This window comes from Paenibacillus sp. MT124 (assembly GCF_058792755.1).
In genome coordinates this window covers 5,750,055-5,767,833 of sequence record NZ_CM179500.1, presented here as the reverse complement: position 1 = coordinate 5,767,833, position 17,779 = coordinate 5,750,055, and the positions used below count along the sequence as shown (strand labels likewise).

Annotated in this window: 22 protein-coding genes and 1 other annotated feature; of the genes, 21 read left to right on the top strand and 1 reads right to left on the bottom strand. The window is 48.1% G+C overall.

Translation table 11 applies throughout. From position 1 onward, the window contains the following. The first annotated feature begins 19 nt into the window (after positions 1-19). The 3 genes from radA (at position 20) to pssA (ending at position 3,275) form a co-directional block, all read left to right on the top strand. Positions 20-1,387, top strand: a complete 1,368-nt coding sequence (gene radA / locus AC3RCI_RS26245) for a DNA repair protein RadA (protein WP_095293438.1) — start codon at positions 20-22, stop codon at positions 1,385-1,387. A 13-nt stretch (positions 1,388-1,400) separates the two neighbouring features. Next, positions 1,401-2,477, top strand: coding sequence for a DNA integrity scanning diadenylate cyclase DisA (disA, locus tag AC3RCI_RS26240; protein ID WP_127540919.1), 1,077 nt, complete (start codon positions 1,401-1,403; stop codon positions 2,475-2,477). A 66-nt stretch (positions 2,478-2,543) separates the two neighbouring features. Beyond that, the gene (gene pssA / locus AC3RCI_RS26235) at positions 2,544-3,275 is read left to right on the top strand and encodes a CDP-diacylglycerol--serine O-phosphatidyltransferase (RefSeq protein WP_095293436.1); all 732 of its coding nucleotides are present in this window, start codon (positions 2,544-2,546) and stop codon (positions 3,273-3,275) included. Positions 3,276-3,409: 134 nt separating this feature from the next. Here pssA and AC3RCI_RS26230 read toward each other — a convergent pair whose 3' ends face one another. Next, positions 3,410-3,805 (bottom strand): nucleoside triphosphate pyrophosphohydrolase family protein, encoded by a 396-nt coding sequence (locus tag AC3RCI_RS26230; protein WP_336784377.1) that lies wholly within the window; start codon positions 3,803-3,805, stop codon positions 3,410-3,412. Positions 3,806-3,979: 174 nt separating this feature from the next. Between AC3RCI_RS26230 and AC3RCI_RS26225 the strand changes: the two genes are divergently transcribed. From AC3RCI_RS26225 to AC3RCI_RS26140, 18 genes are all read left to right on the top strand, one after another. After that, the gene (locus AC3RCI_RS26225) at positions 3,980-5,065 is read left to right on the top strand and encodes a PIN/TRAM domain-containing protein (protein WP_336784376.1); all 1,086 of its coding nucleotides are present in this window, start codon (positions 3,980-3,982) and stop codon (positions 5,063-5,065) included. Positions 5,066-5,166: 101 nt separating this feature from the next. Further along, positions 5,167-5,859: a 2-C-methyl-D-erythritol 4-phosphate cytidylyltransferase gene (gene ispD, locus AC3RCI_RS26220; RefSeq protein ID WP_336784375.1), complete on the top strand. Its 693-nt coding sequence runs from the start codon at positions 5,167-5,169 to the stop codon at positions 5,857-5,859. Beyond that, positions 5,856-6,332 carry a 2-C-methyl-D-erythritol 2,4-cyclodiphosphate synthase gene (gene ispF / locus AC3RCI_RS26215; RefSeq protein WP_095293433.1) on the top strand — a complete coding sequence of 159 codons (477 nt, stop codon included), beginning with the start codon at positions 5,856-5,858 and terminating at the stop codon, positions 6,330-6,332. The genes ispD and ispF overlap by 4 nt, the downstream gene beginning before the upstream one ends. Positions 6,333-6,368: 36 nt before the next feature. Then, positions 6,369-7,832: a glutamate--tRNA ligase gene (gene gltX / locus AC3RCI_RS26210; RefSeq protein ID WP_336784373.1), complete on the top strand. Its 1,464-nt coding sequence runs from the start codon at positions 6,369-6,371 to the stop codon at positions 7,830-7,832. 599 nt (positions 7,833-8,431) lie between these two features. Further along, positions 8,432-9,100, top strand: coding sequence for a serine O-acetyltransferase (gene cysE / locus AC3RCI_RS26205; protein WP_154896980.1), 669 nt, complete (start codon positions 8,432-8,434; stop codon positions 9,098-9,100). 27 nt (positions 9,101-9,127) lie between these two features. Then, entirely contained in the window at positions 9,128-10,528 is a 1,401-nt protein-coding gene (gene cysS, locus AC3RCI_RS26200) for a cysteine--tRNA ligase (protein ID WP_492526938.1), read from the top strand. Beyond that, on the top strand, positions 10,525-11,049 hold the full coding sequence (locus AC3RCI_RS26195) for a Mini-ribonuclease 3 (RefSeq protein WP_492526937.1): 525 nt from the start codon (positions 10,525-10,527) through the stop codon (positions 11,047-11,049). Before cysS ends, AC3RCI_RS26195 begins: the two co-directional genes overlap by 4 nt. A 79-nt stretch (positions 11,050-11,128) precedes the next feature. Then, the gene (gene rlmB / locus AC3RCI_RS26190; RefSeq protein ID WP_095293430.1) at positions 11,129-11,875 is read left to right on the top strand and encodes a 23S rRNA (guanosine(2251)-2'-O)-methyltransferase RlmB; all 747 of its coding nucleotides are present in this window, start codon (positions 11,129-11,131) and stop codon (positions 11,873-11,875) included. Positions 11,876-11,880: 5 nt separating this feature from the next. Then, the gene (locus AC3RCI_RS26185; protein WP_095293429.1) at positions 11,881-12,402 is read left to right on the top strand and encodes an NYN domain-containing protein; all 522 of its coding nucleotides are present in this window, start codon (positions 11,881-11,883) and stop codon (positions 12,400-12,402) included. A 171-nt stretch (positions 12,403-12,573) separates the two neighbouring features. Then, a complete protein-coding gene (sigH, locus tag AC3RCI_RS26180; RefSeq protein ID WP_024633601.1) occupies positions 12,574-13,218 on the top strand; it encodes an RNA polymerase sporulation sigma factor SigH in 645 nt (214 codons plus the stop codon). A 304-nt stretch (positions 13,219-13,522) separates the two neighbouring features. After that, entirely contained in the window at positions 13,523-13,672 is a 150-nt protein-coding gene (gene rpmG / locus AC3RCI_RS26175) for a 50S ribosomal protein L33 (RefSeq protein WP_072735843.1), read from the top strand. A gap of 21 nt (positions 13,673-13,693) precedes the next feature. After that, positions 13,694-13,885 (top strand): preprotein translocase subunit SecE, encoded by a 192-nt coding sequence (secE, locus tag AC3RCI_RS26170; protein WP_024633600.1) that lies wholly within the window; start codon positions 13,694-13,696, stop codon positions 13,883-13,885. A gap of 22 nt (positions 13,886-13,907) precedes the next feature. Continuing rightward, a complete protein-coding gene (gene nusG / locus AC3RCI_RS26165; protein ID WP_056697652.1) occupies positions 13,908-14,441 on the top strand; it encodes a transcription termination/antitermination protein NusG in 534 nt (177 codons plus the stop codon). A 68-nt stretch (positions 14,442-14,509) separates the two neighbouring features. After that, positions 14,510-14,935, top strand: coding sequence for a 50S ribosomal protein L11 (gene rplK, locus AC3RCI_RS26160; protein ID WP_053779217.1), 426 nt, complete (start codon positions 14,510-14,512; stop codon positions 14,933-14,935). Positions 14,936-15,030: 95 nt separating this feature from the next. Beyond that, on the top strand, positions 15,031-15,723 hold the full coding sequence (gene rplA, locus AC3RCI_RS26155; RefSeq protein ID WP_095293428.1) for a 50S ribosomal protein L1: 693 nt from the start codon (positions 15,031-15,033) through the stop codon (positions 15,721-15,723). Positions 15,724-15,790: 67 nt separating this feature from the next. Continuing rightward, positions 15,791-15,937: a sequence feature (ribosomal protein L10 leader region), on the top strand. Between the two features lie 24 nt (positions 15,938-15,961). Continuing rightward, entirely contained in the window at positions 15,962-16,465 is a 504-nt protein-coding gene (rplJ, locus tag AC3RCI_RS26150; protein ID WP_095293427.1) for a 50S ribosomal protein L10, read from the top strand. Positions 16,466-16,537: 72 nt separating this feature from the next. Beyond that, positions 16,538-16,900 (top strand): 50S ribosomal protein L7/L12, encoded by a 363-nt coding sequence (rplL, locus tag AC3RCI_RS26145; protein WP_095293426.1) that lies wholly within the window; start codon positions 16,538-16,540, stop codon positions 16,898-16,900. Positions 16,901-16,996: 96 nt separating this feature from the next. Continuing rightward, positions 16,997-17,614: a class I SAM-dependent methyltransferase gene (locus AC3RCI_RS26140; RefSeq protein ID WP_492526936.1), complete on the top strand. Its 618-nt coding sequence runs from the start codon at positions 16,997-16,999 to the stop codon at positions 17,612-17,614. The last annotated feature ends 165 nt before the right edge of the window (positions 17,615-17,779 follow it).

The following is a 17,779-nucleotide window of genomic DNA, read 5'->3' as shown; positions in this document are numbered from 1 at the left end:
AAATCCTAGGAGTGCTGAAGTGGCCAAAGTTAAAACCAAGTTTCAATGTACGGAATGTGGTTATGAAGCCCCCAAATGGTACGGCAAATGTCCGGGGTGTCAGTCATGGAATTCCATGGTGGAAGAAACTGAAACGGTTGTCAAAACACAAGGGAGAAATTCCCCCCTCTTTGACAGTAAAGATAAACCGCTTCCCATCATAGATATAGATAGCGGTCAGGAACCGCGAGTGCAGACTGGAATCGGAGAGCTGAACCGGGTATTGGGCGGTGGAATTGTTCCGGGTTCTCTCGTGCTGGTAGGCGGAGATCCAGGAATCGGAAAATCAACGCTGATGCTGCAAACCTCGCATGCTCTAACGCATTCGGGTCTGCGCGTGTTATATGTTTCGGGTGAAGAATCGGTGAAACAGACCAAATTGCGGGCTGATCGTCTGGATGCACTCTCTCCTGAACTGTATGTGCTGTGTGAAACAAATATGGAACGTGTTGAGGAAGCGGTGGAGCAGATCCAGCCGCATTTTCTTGTCATCGACTCTATTCAGACGGTTTATCTTCCAGAAGTCACCAGTGCACCCGGTAGCGTAGCACAGGTAAGGGAATGTACTTCCCGGTTTATGCGGATCGCCAAAGGCCGAGGCATTGCAACCGTGCTTGTGGGGCATGTTACGAAAGAAGGGGCTATTGCTGGTCCCCGTATGCTTGAACATATGGTGGACTGTGTTCTTTACTTTGAAGGGGAACGTCATCATACGTATAGACTGTTACGTGCGGTTAAAAACCGTTTCGGTTCAACCAATGAAATTGGTATTTTCGAAATGGGCGAAGATGGCTTGCGTGAAGTGGGCAATCCTTCCGAACTCTTTTTGTCGGAACGACCGCTCGGTGTAGCGGGTTCTACAGTAGTTGCAAGTATGGAAGGCACTAGACCGATGCTGGTTGAGCTGCAGGCACTCATCTCTGCAACACATTTCCCGTCTCCCCGCCGTATGGCAACAGGGATAGATCATCACAGGCTGAACCTGATTATTGCCGTGCTTGAGAAGCGGATGGGCATGTTTTTGCAAACGCAGGATGCGTACCTGAATGTGGCCGGGGGAGTTCGGCTCGATGAACCGGCGGTGGATTTGGCGGTTGCCGTCAGCATTGCATCCAGTCTGAGGGATGTGCCGACCAAGCCAGATGACGTAATATTTGGCGAAATTGGTTTGACAGGTGAGGTTCGGGCCGTATCACGGGCTGAACAACGTGTGAAGGAAGCCGAGAAACTGGGCTTCAAACGAGTCATTTTACCGGAGAAAAGCTTAAAGGGCTGGAAACATCCTCGCGGGATACAACTGATCGGTGTGAATACCGTGGCAGATGCACTAGCGGTTGCTTTAGATTAGGGGGCATAACAAGATGAAAGATTCGAGCCAACTGGATAATATGAATGAATTGTTGAGGCTGATCGCACCAGGTACACCTTTCCGCGAAGGTCTGGAGAACGTGCTGCGCGCCAAGACGGGGGCACTGCTTGTTGTAGGATACAGCCCTGAAGTAATGGAAGTGGTCGACGGGGGGTTCTCGATCAATTGCGATTTCTCCCCCAACTATCTATATGAACTTGCCAAGATGGATGGTGCCATCATTCTTAGCGAGGATTTAAAGCGTATTCTGTATGCCAACACCCAGCTTATTCCGGATTCCTCCATCTCTTCCTCTGAGACAGGGATTCGTCACCGGACAGCAGAACGTGTAGCCAAGCAAACAGGCAAATTGGTCGTATCCATCTCGCAGCGCCGGAATATTATTACCTTATATCAGGGAACGCTTAGATATTCGCTCAAGGAAATTGGAGTTATTCTGACGAAGGCTAACCAGGCGATTCAAACGCTGGAGAAGTACAAAGCTGTACTTACCCAATCCCTTACGAATCTAAGTGCCTCGGAGTTCGAAGAACTTGTCACGATCCCTGAAGTGGTAAATGTCATTCAGCGTACGGAAATGGTGATGCGCATCAAAACGGAAATCAAGCGCTACATCCATGAACTTGGGAATGAAGGACGACTGATCTCCATGCAAATGGAGGAACTGGTTGGAACAACGGAAGAAGAAGCGTGGTTGCTGTACAAGGACTATGCACGAGACGATAGTGACGAGAAGATTCGCGAAATTATCGTGGGCCTCAAGCGACTGTCGGATGATGAATTGCTGGATGCACATCACATCGTCCGTCTGCTCGGCTATCCTTCATCGGCTGCTACATCGGAAGATTCGGTTGCACCGCGCGGATATCGGGTATTGAATAAGATACCACGCCTTCCGAATGTCATTATTCATAACCTTGTGGACCAATTTGAACAATTGCCGCATGTGATCATGGCAACGATTGAAGAGCTGGATGAAGTCGACGGTATTGGTGAGGTACGCGCCCGGACCATTAAAGAAGGGCTGAAGCGTCTGCAGGAGCAAATGTTTATCGACAGACAAATGTAATCCAGAGCTATCAGTATAGGTTTGCCTAGCCTATAACGGCCCTGAAGATGATGAGGTGAAACAACCATGTTAACCAGATTCATTCCGAACCTCTTTACCTTGGGTAATCTGTTTCTTGGAATGATGGCGATACTGCTTGCAATTGATGGGAATTATAGCCTGGCTGCGATTATGGTGATTGTGGCGATGCTGCTGGATGGGTTGGATGGCCGGGTAGCGCGTGCACTCAATGCCCAAAGTGAATTTGGCAAGGAGCTTGACTCTTTGTCTGACATGGTTTCGTTTGGTGCAGCCCCGGCACTCATTATGTTTATGGTTTCCTTCCAGGATGCATCACCGGTTCTCGCCTGGATCGCTACGGCAAGCTTCCCCATTTGCGGAGCCATTCGGCTGGCACGCTTTAATGTAAGACCCGGAATTCCCGGATACTTTACAGGCCTGCCCATTCCGGCAGCTGGAGGTGTGCTTGCAACGCTGACGTTGTTTAACAAGGATATTGGTCCCGTGAGCATGATGATAGCTACATTGTTATTATCCTATCTGATGGTCAGCTCGCTTAAATATCCGAATTTCAAAAAGGTCGGTTTGCCGCGAAAAGCGATCTGGATCGCCCCTTGGGTTGTTGTATTCGCTGTAGCGGTTGCTGTCATTTTTCCGGAACAGCTGTCGAAGCTAATCTTTATTCCACTGGTACTGTACGCTCTATATGGAATGAAGCATAATATGCGAACGGCAGCCTCCCGCAATCGGGCGAAGAAGCGCAAGGAAGAGAAGTCTTCTCGTCCTTCCGATCGGTAATGGTTTATTGATTGGCATACTTGCCTTGGATGAATAAGAAAAAGCACGCATTCTCCTTTTAGGAGCGTACGTGCTTTTTTTGTTGATTCGAATCTATACGGTACCTGCTCTTGTACGGCAACTTCGCCAATCATTTACGACAAATTGAACATCCCTAACGTCGAACATTTCTGTGACTCGTGATTCACGACTTCTTCCATGTTGATATCCAGCAGATTGCAGAGAGCTGACATATAAAACAGGTTCCGCCCCAATTCGGAGCTGATGACCTCTTTGCAATTCTCGCACAATTCACCTTCCACATGCGTTTCCAGCAGGCCCTTGGTTTGAGCCATACCGCTCTCGGGGGCATATTTCTGCTTGGTGGCGTGCAGCTCAATGCAGCCGCATTCGGTAATGGCCTTGGACACGGCACGATTGACAGAAGCTCCGGCTTGTCCTGTTTTGGACAGTACGTCAATCAGACTTCGATGACGCAGCAACAGCTCGGAAACCTGATCCTGAAAAGCCTGTAAACTTAGCGTACTCATTTTGCTACTCACCTCGGGATATGAATTGAATTCATTATATGCCAATAATTTACCTTCTTTCAACTGACGATTGCAAACATTTCCAAAAAGTTCTTGCAACCGGGATTAGCAATCCAACAATTGGATCATACTGGATATGAAGATGAAGGACAATTAAAGGAGGTGCAGGGACATATGTGGAAAAAAGGCATTTTAACTTTTACAGGATTGTGCGGTGCATGGTTTGGCTACACGGCATATCATCTGGCAGGAAAATCCGTCCCGTGGATGGCTGAATGGATTCAGTCAGCAGGGCTGCTGGGGGCAGGAGTAGCAACGGCACTGGGCGCTGTATTGTTTATGGCTGTATGTAATATTGGTGGAACCTTGCTGGCAAGCAGACTGCAAAATGGGATTGATGCTTTGGCTAAAATACCGATGAACGAACTGGCTGCTGGTGCAGCAGGTACCGTTGCAGGGTTACTGGTAGCCTTGCTGCTCTATCCATGTCTGACTTGGCTGGGAGCAGCAGGAGAGGTGCTTCAGGTGGCTCTGACGGCCGTGAGCGGTTATTCAGGGTACATGCTAGCCATGGCGAAGAAAGACGACCTCGCTGCATTCTGGATGTCTGGGCGATGGGGGCACCCCGAGCTGGATGAAGACAGACGGATGGAAGAACACAAGATTTTGGATACCAGTGTCATTATTGATGGCCGTATTGCAGATATATGCAAGACCGGGTTTATCGAAGGTACAATCGTAATTCCGGAATTCGTCCTGGAAGAACTTCAGCATATTGCAGATTCCTCGGATCTGCTGAAGCGGAATAGAGGACGGCGCGGACTCGACATTTTGAATAAAATCCAAAAAGAACTCGACGTGAAGGTACTCATTTACGAAGGGGATTTCGAAGAAATATCGGAAGTGGACAGCAAGCTGGTCAAACTTGCCAAAGTGCTTCAGGGCAAGGTCGTTACCAATGACTTTAACCTGAACAAGGTTTGCGAGCTCCAGGGTGTATCTGTACTGAACATCAACGATCTGGCGAATGCGGTGAAGCCTGTGGTGCTGCCTGGTGAAGAGATCATGGTGCAGATCATCAAGGATGGCAAGGAGCATGGCCAAGGTGTAGCTTATCTGGATGACGGTACGATGATTGTCGTGGAAGGCGGACGGGAGTATATCGGCATGATGATGGAAGTGCTGGTGACCAGTGTGCTGCAGACTTCCGCGGGAAGAATGATTTTTGCCAAGCCTAAACTGTTGGAAAAAGCCCAATAAAGGGGTATGATGGGTAGTGTATCGTTCACCGATATTTATATCGCTTGAAGATATTCAGTATCGTAGAACGATAAACTGACAGACAAGGCAGGGATTACGGCATGGATAAAGGGTGGGGTGTCGTCATTGTGGCAGCAGGTCGGGGAACCCGAATGGGAACAACCGAGAGCAAGCAGTTTCTGCTGCTGCAGGACAAGCCCGTTTTCATACATACGCTTGAAGTGTTTGCCGCTCTGGACGAGATCAGCGAGATCGTGCTGGTAACCGGAGCCGCAGATGTTGAACGCTGCCTGGATTGGGTAAAAGAATACCGACTGGAGTCGCGTGTCCGTGTCATCCCCGGAGGGAAAGAGAGACAGCATTCTGTGCATGAAGGCCTGAAGGCTTTACAGACGGATTGGGTTCTCGTTCACGACGGGGTACGTCCTTTTGTTGACCGTAAGCAGATTACAGGTTGCATGGAGGCCGCGATGTCGGGGGGAGCCGCTGTACTTGCCGTTCCCGTTAAAGATACGATTAAACAAGTGAATGCGGAAGGAATCGTTACGGCGACGCCTGACCGCAGCAGTCTGTGGAGTATTCAAACCCCGCAGGCTTTTCGTCTTTCTTCACTGCTGCTTGCTTACGAGTCGGCCGCAAGGGACGGATTTCTGGGGACGGATGACGCCATGCTGGCTGAGCGCCAGGGTATGTCCGTCCAGGTTGTGGAAGGAAGTTATACCAACATCAAATTAACGACGCCGGAAGATTTGGAATATGCCGCGTTTTTGCTTGGGGGAGAGAAGAAGCGATGATACGTGTAGGACAGGGATTTGATGTACACCAATTGGTGGAGGGACGTCCGTGCATCATTGGCGGGGTAACGATTCCTTATGAAAAAGGACTGCTTGGTCACTCGGATGCAGATGTGCTGCTGCATGCCATCAGTGATGCCATTCTGGGTGCACTTGCACTTGGGGACATTGGGAAACACTTTCCGGACACCGATCCGGAGTTCAAGGACGCGGATAGCCTCAAACTGCTGGAGCATGTATGGCAGCTCGTGAAAGATCGCGGATATCGTTTGGGCAACATTGATTCCACCATTATTGCGCAGAAACCGAAAATGGCACCTTACATTCCACAGATGGCCGAGGTTATTGCCAAGGCGCTGGAAGCGGATGTTGATCAGGTCAATGTCAAAGCAACGACTACGGAGCAGCTCGGATTCCCTGGACGGGGAGAGGGGATTGCGGCCCAATCGGTTGTTTGCCTTGTTCGTGTGTGATATTATCAACCAACTAGTATACGGAGGGGATCTTTTATGAGCACAGAAGTTCGTGTGCGTTACGCACCGAGTCCAACGGGACACCTGCATATCGGGAATGCCCGTACGGCGCTCTTTAACTACTTGTATGCCAAGCATAATAACGGGAAATTCATCATTCGTATTGAGGATACTGACGTAAAACGGAACATTGCGGGTGGCGAGGAAAGCCAGCTTAAATATTTGAAATGGCTCGGAATCGAGTGGGATGAGAGCATTGATGTAGGCGGGGAATACGGACCTTACCGTCAGACGGAACGTTTGGATATTTACCGCAAATACACCCAGGAGCTGCTGGACAAAGGTCTGGCTTACCGCTGCTTCTGCACGGAAGAAGAGCTGGAGCAAGAGCGCGAGGAGCAAACGGCACGTGGAGAAACGCCGCGTTATTCGGGCAAACACCGTGACCTGACGCCAGAGCAGATCAGTGCTTTTGAAGCGGAAGGCCGCGTTGCGAGCATTCGTTTCCGTGTACCGGAAGAGCGCACATATACGTTCGATGACATGGTTAAAGGCACCATTTCATTTAACAGCAAGGAATCCGGGGACTTCGTCATTGTGAAAAAAGACGGCATTCCCACGTACAACTATGCCGTTGCAGTGGATGATCACCTCATGAAAATCTCTCACGTTCTTCGCGGGGAAGATCATATCTCCAACACGCCGCGTCAGCTGATGATCTATGAAGCGCTCGGCTGGGAGCCGCCGCAATTCGGTCATATGACCCTGATTGTGAATGAAAATCACAAGAAGCTGAGTAAACGTGATGAGTCCGTCATTCAGTTTATCGAACAATATGATCAGCTCGGCTACTTGCCAGAGGCGATGTTCAACTTTATTTCCCTGCTTGGCTGGTCACCGGAAGGGGAAGAAGAGATCTTCTCGCAGGAACAGTTGATCTCCATCTTTGATACCAAACGTTTGTCCAAGAGCCCGGCTGTATTTGATACGCATAAGCTGGCGCATTTGAACAATCACTATATTAAACATGCAGACCCGGAACGTATTGCTGAAATGGCGATTCCGCATCTGCAAAAGGCAGGACGCATTGCAGCTGAGCTGTCCCCTGAGCAGAAGGAATGGGCGTATACACTCGTTCATCTGTACCAGGAGCAAATGACTGCAGCCTCCGACATTGTGGAACTGTCTGAAGTGTTCTTCCGCTCCCATCTGGAGCTGGATGCAGAAGCGACTGCCGTGCTTGGAGAAGAGCAGGTGCCAACTGTTCTGAAGGCCTTTGCCGACAAAGTGCAGGCGAGTGAAGAGTTTACCCCAAGTAAAATGGCCGCATTGATCAAGGAAGTACAGAAGGAAACCGGATTTAAAGGCAAGCAGCTCTTTATGCCTATCCGTGTAGCACTGACTGGACAGACCCATGGACGTGACCTGAATCAAACCATTGTACTGCTCGGCCGGGATACGGTTGTTGAGCGTCTGCATGCACAGGTGAAAGGCGCGTAATCCAGGAACGCTGTACATCCTGGTACTGCCGCCGGTGAGGGTCGTTATCGCCTGGGGATGAAGTTATTGCAAGGTTGTTGTCAGTCCAGTACCTTTTCGCTATAATAGCAACACAAAGGTTAAATGACATGTTTCAGCATTCATCATAGAACAGCAAAGACCGGGAGGAGTAAACCGAATTGGACAGTTCCAGAGAGGATGGTCCCGCAACGAAGAATAAATTTCTTATGCTGCGGTGGCTGTGAGCCATCCACTGTCCGTCGGTCGAAATGCGCCCGTGAGCTGCATAGCCGAATCCGGCCCCGCCTCTTGTACGTGTAGGAGAGGAAAACGTCAGGATAGGTTGTGACGGTTGGTTTCCGTTACCGAACCGCTTGAGGGTTCATTCTTATTTTGTCAGAACAGGTGGCAGCCATTTGCTGACTGTCTAATTCTGATACGTAAGGCTGGGCCGAGCAGAGTGGGACCGCGATTAACGCCTCTGCAGCATTATGCTGCAGAGGCGTTTTTTGTTTGGGGCGAGTCAGCAGTACACTACCAAGAGGGCTGCGCCGTCCGGTATGCCGGAGGACGAAGACCTGAACAAGAGGGGAACGAGCATGTTCAAGAAGATCAGATCAGATATCCAGGCGGTGTTTGAAAACGATCCGGCTGCCAGGGGATGGTTCGAGGTTGTATTTACCTATTCGGGGCTGCATGCGATATGGGCTCATCGGATCGCGCACTTTTTCTATAAACGCAAATGGTTCTCGGTTGCCCGGTTCATCTCGCAGATCAGCCGTTTTATGACAGGAATCGAGATTCACCCTGGAGCGACCATAGGGAATCGGCTGTTTATTGACCACGGAATGGGTGTAGTTATTGGTGAAACCTGTGAGATTGGCGATGATGTTGTTATTTACCAGGGGGTTACACTTGGCGGAACAGGGAAAGAAAAAGGAAAGAGGCACCCGACGATTGGCAATAATGTGGTTATCTCATCGGGAGCCAAAGTGCTCGGTTCATTCAGCGTTGGTGATCAAAGTAACATTGGAGCCAACTCGGTCGTATTGAAAGAAGTGCCATCCAACAGTACAGTTGTAGGCATACCGGGAAGAATCGTCAAGCAGGACGGACGCCGGGTGGATCGTCTGAATCAGCAGCTGCCCGATCCGGTCATTGACTCTCTGCGCAGTATGCAGCAAGAGATCGAACGATTGCGTGAAGAAGTGCGTACACTACAGGATAGCCGTAAGAATGAGACTTCGCGTGATACAATAAATAAATAGGGAAGTATGAATGAAAGGAAAGTGACCATGACGCTTCAAATTTACAATACGATGAGTCGTACCAAAGAGAATTTCGTTCCCCAAGAACCGGGGAAGGTAAAAATGTATGTGTGCGGACCGACAGTGTATGATTACATTCATATCGGGAATGCACGTCCGGTTATTTTTTTCGACACCGTTCGCGGCTACTTGGAACAGACAGGACATGAAGTGAACTACGTTGTAAACTTCACGGATGTTGATGATAAATTGATTCGCAAAGCCGAACAGCTGGGTACTGACGTTCCTCATGTTGCCGAGAAGTTTATTGCTGCGTACTACGAGGATCTTGAGGGATTGGGGATTCCCAAAGCCAGCAGCAACCCGAGAGTTACAGAGAATATGCCGCTCATTATCGATTTTATCCGTGAGTTGGTTGAAAAGGGCTTTGCTTATGAAAATGGTGGGGACGTATATTACCGCACAGGCAAATTCGAAGAGTATGGCAAGCTGTCGAAGCAGAATCTGCAGGAATTGCAGTTCGGTATCCGGATTGGTGTAGATGAGCGCAAAGAACATCCCGAAGATTTCGTGCTCTGGAAAGCAGCTAAACCAGGTGAGATCTACTGGTCCAGTCCTTGGGGCAATGGTCGTCCGGGCTGGCATATCGAATGCTCTGCTATGGCTCGTGAATACTTGGGAGATACGCTTGATATCCATGGAGGTGGACAGGATCTGCAGTTCCCTCACCATGAGTGCGAATGCGCACAATCCGAGGTGCTGACGGGCAAACCGCTTGCCAACTACTGGATGCATAACGGATTTATCCGTATCGATAACGAAAAAATGTCGAAATCACTCGGTAACGGAGTGCTTGTAAAAGACCTTCGAACCCAGTACAAACGTGAAGCCATTCGTTATTTCATGCTGTCGACACATTACCGCAATCCGCTTAACTTTACCGAAGATACAATGGAGCAAGCACAAAACAGTGTGGATCGGATCGCGAATGCCGTTGGCAATCTGAAGCATCGTTTGAAGTCAGTAACAGTAGATCAGGATATTACAGCGGAGTTCGCTGCTAAACTGGAGCAGATTCGCCAGCAGTATCACGAGAAAATGCAGGATGATTTCAATACTCCGGATGCCATTACTGCATTGTTCGAATGGGCTGCGGAAGCAAACCAGCTGCTGCAAAAGGAAGTCGTAAACGCTGCGGAAATTCGTGCATTGCTTGAGCTGTTTGGTGAGTTGAATGCGGTGCTTCGCATTTATACGGAAGCAGAACCGGAGCTCCTGGATGAAGAGATTGAACGCCTGATTGAAGAGCGTACGGAAGCGCGCAAGTCCAAGAACTGGGCACGGGCTGATGAAATTAGAGACGAATTGTCAGCGCAGGGCATCCTGCTTGAAGATACGGCTCAAGGGATGAGATGGCGGCGCAAATGAACGAGGACCAGTTGAAGAATTTGTCTGATTCTGTCGATCATTCGGAGCAGGGGGAACGGCCTGCTGAAGAACAGACAGAGGCTGTGTCACAGGGAGGGTGGTTTCCGTACCCGCCTTCCCGGCCTGCAAGATTGATTCCTCCGATTGCACTTGCCTATATCGGTGATGCAGTGTATGAGGTAGCGGTAAGGCAGTATCTGTTGTCCAAAGCCAATATGCGTCCGAATCACTTGCATCGCAGTGCGACGGGTCTCGTATCAGCCAAGGCACAGAGTCGTATCCTTACAGGGATCGAGGAACAATTGACCGAAGAAGAGCGCGACGTTGTAAGACAGGGGCGGAATGCGAAGTCGGGCAGTATTCCCAAGAACGCCGATGTGCTGGAATACAGACATGCCACTGCTTTAGAGTGCCTTGTAGGTTACCTGTACAGTAGTGGTCGGCATGAGCGCATGATCCAACTGATTACGCAGGGAATTGAGCATGCAGAACAGCAATCACCGCCACCAAACAAAAAATAAAAATAACAACTTAGTCGTTCCTGTGGTACAAGCCAACTAGGAGGTATATGCAGGACGTAATAGAGAGGACCGAAGCAATATGGAAGAAGAATGGATTGCTGGTAAGCACTCCGTGACGGAGGCGCTGCGTTCAGGACGTACCATCAACAAAATATGGATCGCTGATACAGCACAGAAACACTTGACCCAACCAATTATCGCGGAAGCCAAAAAACTGGGTATCGTAATTCAGCATGTGGACAAGCGCAAATTGGATCAAACTGTGCCGGGCATTCAGCATCAGGGTGTTGTCGCGCAAGCGGCCCCTTATGCTTATGCTGAGGTAGAGGATATTTTGGAAGCGGCAAAATCGAAGAATGAGCATCCGTTTTTGATTTTACTGGACGAAATTGAAGATCCGCATAACCTGGGTTCCATTCTGCGGACAGCTGACTGCACGGGGGCTCACGGTGTTATTGTCCCTAAGCGGCGTTCAGCATCAGTGACTGCAACGGTGTCAAAAACTTCTGCAGGTGCGGCTGAATATGTACCGGTTGCTAGGGTTAGCAACCTGGCTCAGACGATTGATCGTCTCAAGGAAGAGGGCGTGTGGGTTGTGGGTACGGATGTGACTGCACGTGAGCCGGTATTTGGCAATGGTGTATTCACAGGACCGGTAGCCCTGGTTATCGGGAACGAAAACAAAGGTATGGGCCGACTGATTCGTGAGAAGTGTGATGTACTGGTCAAATTGCCGATGCAGGGACAGATTAACTCCCTGAATGCTTCCGTGGCAGCGGGTGTTGTCATGTACGAAGTGCTTCGTTCGCGCCAAGCACAGGGATAGATGGTATGGCTGATTCCCGGGATGTGCTTCTGGTAGACGGGTATAACATGATTGGTGACTGGCCAGAACTGTCCAGACTGGCAGAGAGTGGGCTCGAGGAGGCGCGGAATCGTCTTCTCTTCCGTCTTGCCGACTATCAGGCGTTCTCCGGTCGCAAGGTCATCGTTGTTTTTGATGCCTATCTCGTACCCGGACTTGGTAAAACATACACACAGAGCAAGGTACAGATCTATTTTACTAAGGAAAAAGAGACGGCTGACGAATGCATTGAGAGACTCGTACGGGAACTAAGCTCGCGGAGACGCCAAATCTATGTAGCCACAAGCGATATGGTAGAACAGCATGTCATTTTTGGACAGGGAGCATTACGTGTATCTGCCAGGGAACTGCTGATCGAAGTGGAGCAGAATGAGAAAGAATTGCAGAAACGTCTGGAGGAGGATCAGGCCAAGTCCACACGCAATACACTGGGAGCCAAGCTTAGCCCGGATGTGTTGAAGCAATTCGAGCGCTGGCGGCGTGAATAGGGAAACTGTTTTACAAATATTTCAATCTTGAAAGTCTTGACAATTATGTTATTGATGTTCTTTTTTAGGGATAGCGTGGTTGACTGTGTGAGGTGCCATCATATATACTGTTCGTATATTTCATAGAGTAGAGTAACGGTGTACCTTGCGTTGCAGCCGGAGGGATTGTCTGTGAGTGTCGACCTCAAAGATATCATGTTATCAAAGTATGATTACCAAAGTGACGAAGACATTGTCGAAGCGGTCCGTGAAGGTGAGAGCGAAGCGCTGGAGTTTTTGATTAACAAATATCGCAACTTTGTACGCGCCAAGGCAAGATCTTATTTTCTGATTGGGGCAGACCGGGAAGATATCATTCAGGAAGGAATGATTGGTCTCTACAAATCCATTCGCGATTTTAAGGGAGACAAGCTGGCTTCGTTTAAAGCTTTTGCCGAGCTGTGTATCACCAGACAGATTATTACGGCAATCAAGACGGCAACACGTCAGAAACATATTCCGCTTAATTCCTATGTATCGTTGGACAAGCCAATCTATGATGAAGAATCCGATCGTACGTTACTCGATGTGATTTGTGGAACCCAGGTCAGTGATCCGGAAGAGCTTATCATCAACCAGGAAGAGTTTGTGGGTCTGGAAGATAAGATGTCGGAGATTCTAAGTGACTTGGAACGAAAAGTATTGATGTTGTATCTGGACGGGAGATCTTATCAAGAGATTGCAGTAGATTTGGACCGGCATGTGAAGTCCATTGATAATGCACTGCAGCGCGTGAAGCGCAAACTTGAAAAGTACCTGGAAGTTCGAGATAATTGAACAATGTTGCTGTTGACGGAAAAGGCTCGGAGTTTGAGTCTTTTTTTGCTGCTCTAAGTTTATAAGTCAAAAGTTTGATAATACTAGTAATCGCTTGGTCCAAGCAGGAGAAGAGAAAAATCAGAGACGCCCGAACTACACGTTTTTCGAACGGAACTTTTACCAGTGATGAAAGGCTATTCTTTCATTGACATGGTTATACCCTTATGATAAAGTGTTTTAGGTAGGCCTAAATTCGCGGCTTTTTTTTAGGATCAATTTAGAGACTCTGCTTTAAAGTGGAAGTCTTCGGGAGGTGTACATCATGCGGGTAATTATTACTTTGGCTTGTACAAACTGCAAACAAAGAAATTACACTACGACAAAAAACAAGCGTAATCACCCCGACCGCATGGAGATGAAGAAATTTTGCAAGTTTTGTAACGAGCAGACTTCTCATCGCGAAACCAGATAGTTTTTGGGAGGTGTAGTCGGCGTGAAACGTAGTTTCAAATCTCTGATTTCCTTTTTCTCAGAAAGCTGGGCTGAACTTAAAAAAGTTCGCTGGCCTAATCGTAAAGAGCTGACCAACTACACATTGATCGTTCTTGGTACTGTTGTGGTTATGACGCTGTTTTTTTGGGTCGTTGATATCGGCATCTCCGCTGTGATCGAAGCGATTATTTAAGAAGGGTCCCAGGTGGCTTGATATGGAAAAAAGATGGTACGTCGTTCATACCTACTCAGGGTATGAGAATAAGGTCAAAGCCAATTTGGAAAAACGCGTAGAGTCCATGGGCATGGAAGACAAGATATTCCGCGTTCTTGTTCCTATGGAAGAAGAAGTGGTAAACAAGGACGGTAAGAAAAAGACCGTTATGCGTAAAGTTTACCCCGGCTATGTCTTGGTGGAAATGATCCAAACGGATGACTCTTGGTATGTTGTTCGCAATACACCGGGTGTTACGGGATTTGTCGGTTCGACAGGTTCCGGGTCCAAACCAACTGCTCTGTTGCCTGAAGAAGTGGAACAAATTCTGAAGCATATGGGTATGGTTGAGCCGAAGCCGAAAATTGAATTCGACATTAAGGAATCCGTACGAATTAAAGTTGGTCCTTTTGCGAATTTTGTGGGCTCCGTGGAAGAAATTTTGGTAGACAAAAGCAAGTTGAAAGTGCATGTGAACATGTTTGGACGGGAAACGCCGCTTGAGTTGGAATATACACAAGTGGAGAAGATATAGTCTCTTCAAGTTTCTTGTGGGAGGACCGAAAGGTTCGTTAACCACTATTTTGCAAGGAGGTGTCAATCATGGCAAAAAAGGTAATCAAAATGGTAAAACTGCAAATTCCAGCAGGTAAAGCGAATCCAGCGCCTCCGGTAGGTCCAGCTTTGGGTCAAGCAGGTGTCAACATCATGGCATTCTGTAAAGAGTTCAACGCTCGTACAGCCGATCAAGCGGGATTGATTATTCCTGTTGAAATCACAGTATTCGAGGACCGTTCCTTTACTTTCATCACTAAAACTCCACCAGCAGCAGTTCTGTTGAAAGTGGCAGCTAAAGTGGAAAAAGGATCCGGCGAACCGAACAAGAAAAAAGTTGCTACTGTTAAACGTGATGCGGTACGTCAAATCGCAGAACAAAAAATGCCTGACCTGAATGCAGCGAACGTTGAGTCCGCAATGCGTATGGTCGAAGGTACTGCCCGTAGCATGGGTATCACCATCGAAGACTAATTTTTCATCTGAAACATGGCTTCGTAAAGCCGGCCGATTCGCGGCCGGTTGATGTGGGAGGTATATCCGCTAAAACCACAAAGGAGGAATATAACATGGCTAAACACGGTAAAAAATACCTGGAAGCTGCTAAGCTGATCGACAGCGAAGCAACTTACGAGCCTTCAGAAGCTGTAGAGCTTGTGAAAAAGGCAGCCACTGCAAAATTCGATGAAACGATCGAAGCAGCAGTACGCTTGGGCGTTGACCCTCGTAAGCAAGACCAGGCTGTACGTGGTGTAGTTGTCTTGCCACACGGCACAGGTAAAACACAACGCGTATTGGTATTTGCAAAAGGTGACAAAGCGAAAGAAGCGGAAGCGGCTGGCGCGGACTATGTTGGTGATGCAGACATGATCAACAAAATCCAACAAGGCTGGTTCGAATTCGACGTCTGCGTAGCGACACCAGATATGATGAGTGAAGTAGGTAAATTGGGCCGACTGCTCGGCGGTAAAGGTCTGATGCCTAACCCTAAAGCCGGAACGGTAACTTTCGATGTATCCAAGGCTGTTCAAGAAATTAAAGCCGGTAAAATCGAATATCGTCTGGATCGTGCAGGTCAAATTCATGCACCGATCGGTAAAGCATCTTTCTCTGCAGAGCAACTGAACGAGAACTTGAAAGCTCTCATGGACGCTCTGAACCGTGCTAAACCGGCGGCAGCAAAAGGTGTTTATCTGAAGAATGTTTCTCTTTCTTCCACGATGGGCCCTGGCGCACGCGTGAACGCAGCATCTTTTAGATAATATCTATTGACAGACTTGTTCTGTTTTGATATGATATAAAAGTTGTGAGTCCGAGTGACTGACCGTTGACATTTGAATATGCTTGCCGTAGACAGTAGGTGCCATCAGGCTTAATTTCCTACCGAGGTATGATTATAGAACTTAGAACGATGTAAATCGATTATGAGTATATATCAAGCCTTCGTGATTCTACGGAGGCTTTTCTTAATGGGATAAATTTGATCAGGAGGTGTACAGTTTGGCAAACGCAAAAGTGATTCAAGCAAAACAAGAGTCCGTTGATGCAGTAACAGCGAAATTGCGCGAGAGCGCTACGACAGTTGTTGTTGACTATCGCGGTCTGAACGTTGCCCAAGTAACTGAGCTGCGTAAGCAGCTTCGTGAAGCCGGAATCGAATTCCAAGTGCTGAAAAACACATTGCTTCGCCGTGCGACTGCTGCAGCAGAACTGACAGAACTCGATAGCGTTCTTACAGGTCCTACTGCAATTGCATTCAGCGCCGAAGATGCTGTGGCTCCAGCCAAAATTCTGAACGACTTCGCTAAAAAGAACGACGCACTGGAATTGAAAGGTGCAGTTGTTGAAGGTCGTGTAATCGGAGTAGAAGAAGTTAAGGCATTGGCAGAACTGCCATCCCGCGAAGGTCTCCTCTCCATGCTCCTCAGCGTGCTTCAAGCGCCAGTGCGCAACTTCGCGCTTGCGGTTAAAGCTGTTGCGGAAAAAGAAGAACAAGGCGCGTAAGCTACTTGATCTGATAGCTGCTTAGGCAGCATTGAATGACAAAAAAATAAAATTATATATGGAGGTTCAATCATGAGTAAAGAGCAAATCTTGGAAGCAATCAAAGGCATGACTGTACTGGAACTGAACGATCTTGTTAAAGCAATCGAAGAAGAATTCGGCGTAACTGCTGCAGCTCCAGTAGCTGTTGCAGGTGGCGGCGCTGCAGCTGCAGAAGCTGAGCAATCCGAGTTCGACGTAATCTTGGCAAGCGCTGGCGCTTCCAAAATCAACGTTATCAAAGCAGTTCGCGAAATCACAGGTCTTGGCCTGAAAGAAGCTAAAGAAGTAGTTGACAATGCTCCAAAAGCATTGAAAGAAAAAGTTAGCAAAGAAGAAGCTGAATCCATCAAAGCTAAATTGGAAGAAGCAGGCGCTACAATCGAAGTTAAATAATTTGGCTTTTACAAGCTGAATGAACAAAACAACAAACCCCTTGACTTATATCAAGGGGTTTGTTGCTGTAATTGTATATGGAAAGTGAGTGAGGACATGTCCAATCATTATTATTCGGACAAACCGCAGGTCGCACATGACAGACGGGCAACGGAAGCGGAGCTTCGTGGATGGAAATTGCGATTCGTTACCGATGCAGGTGTATTTTCCAAGAGCGGAATCGATTACGGCAGCAGAGTACTGATTGATGCAATAGAGTTAACTGCTGGGGCTCATGTTCTGGATGTGGGTTGCGGGTATGGACCAATTGGTCTTACGGCAGCCAAGCTTGTACCCGAGGGACATGTCACCATGATTGATATCAACGAGAGAGCGGTTGAGCTTTCCAGAGAGAATGCAAAAGCAAATGGAATCACGAATGTAACGGTAATGCAAAGTAATCTACTTTCTGAAGTGAACCAGAAGGATTTTGACGCAGTTCTAACCAACCCGCCGATTCGAGCAGGGAAGGAAACCGTTCATACCATTTTTGAGCAGGCGTATCAGCATCTGAAGGTAGGTGGTTCGTTGTGGATTGTCATTCAGAAAAAGCAAGGGGCTCCTTCGGCAAAAGCGAAGCTGGAATCCTTGTTTGGCAGAGTGGAAGAAGTAACGAAAGATAAAGGCTACCGGATTTTCAAAGCGGTGAAAACGGAGGACTCGTCCGAAGGCTAGTTTCCGATTTGTAAAGTAAGCAGGGGAGCATTTTTTTTGCAATAGGACTATTGACTTGAAATTCAGGTCGTGGTATTATTGTAAAATGTCAGTATTAAGATGCCCTACTTGGCTTTAGCTAACTAAAAATGTCAATCTTTTTTTACGCCGAACGGGCTTATTATG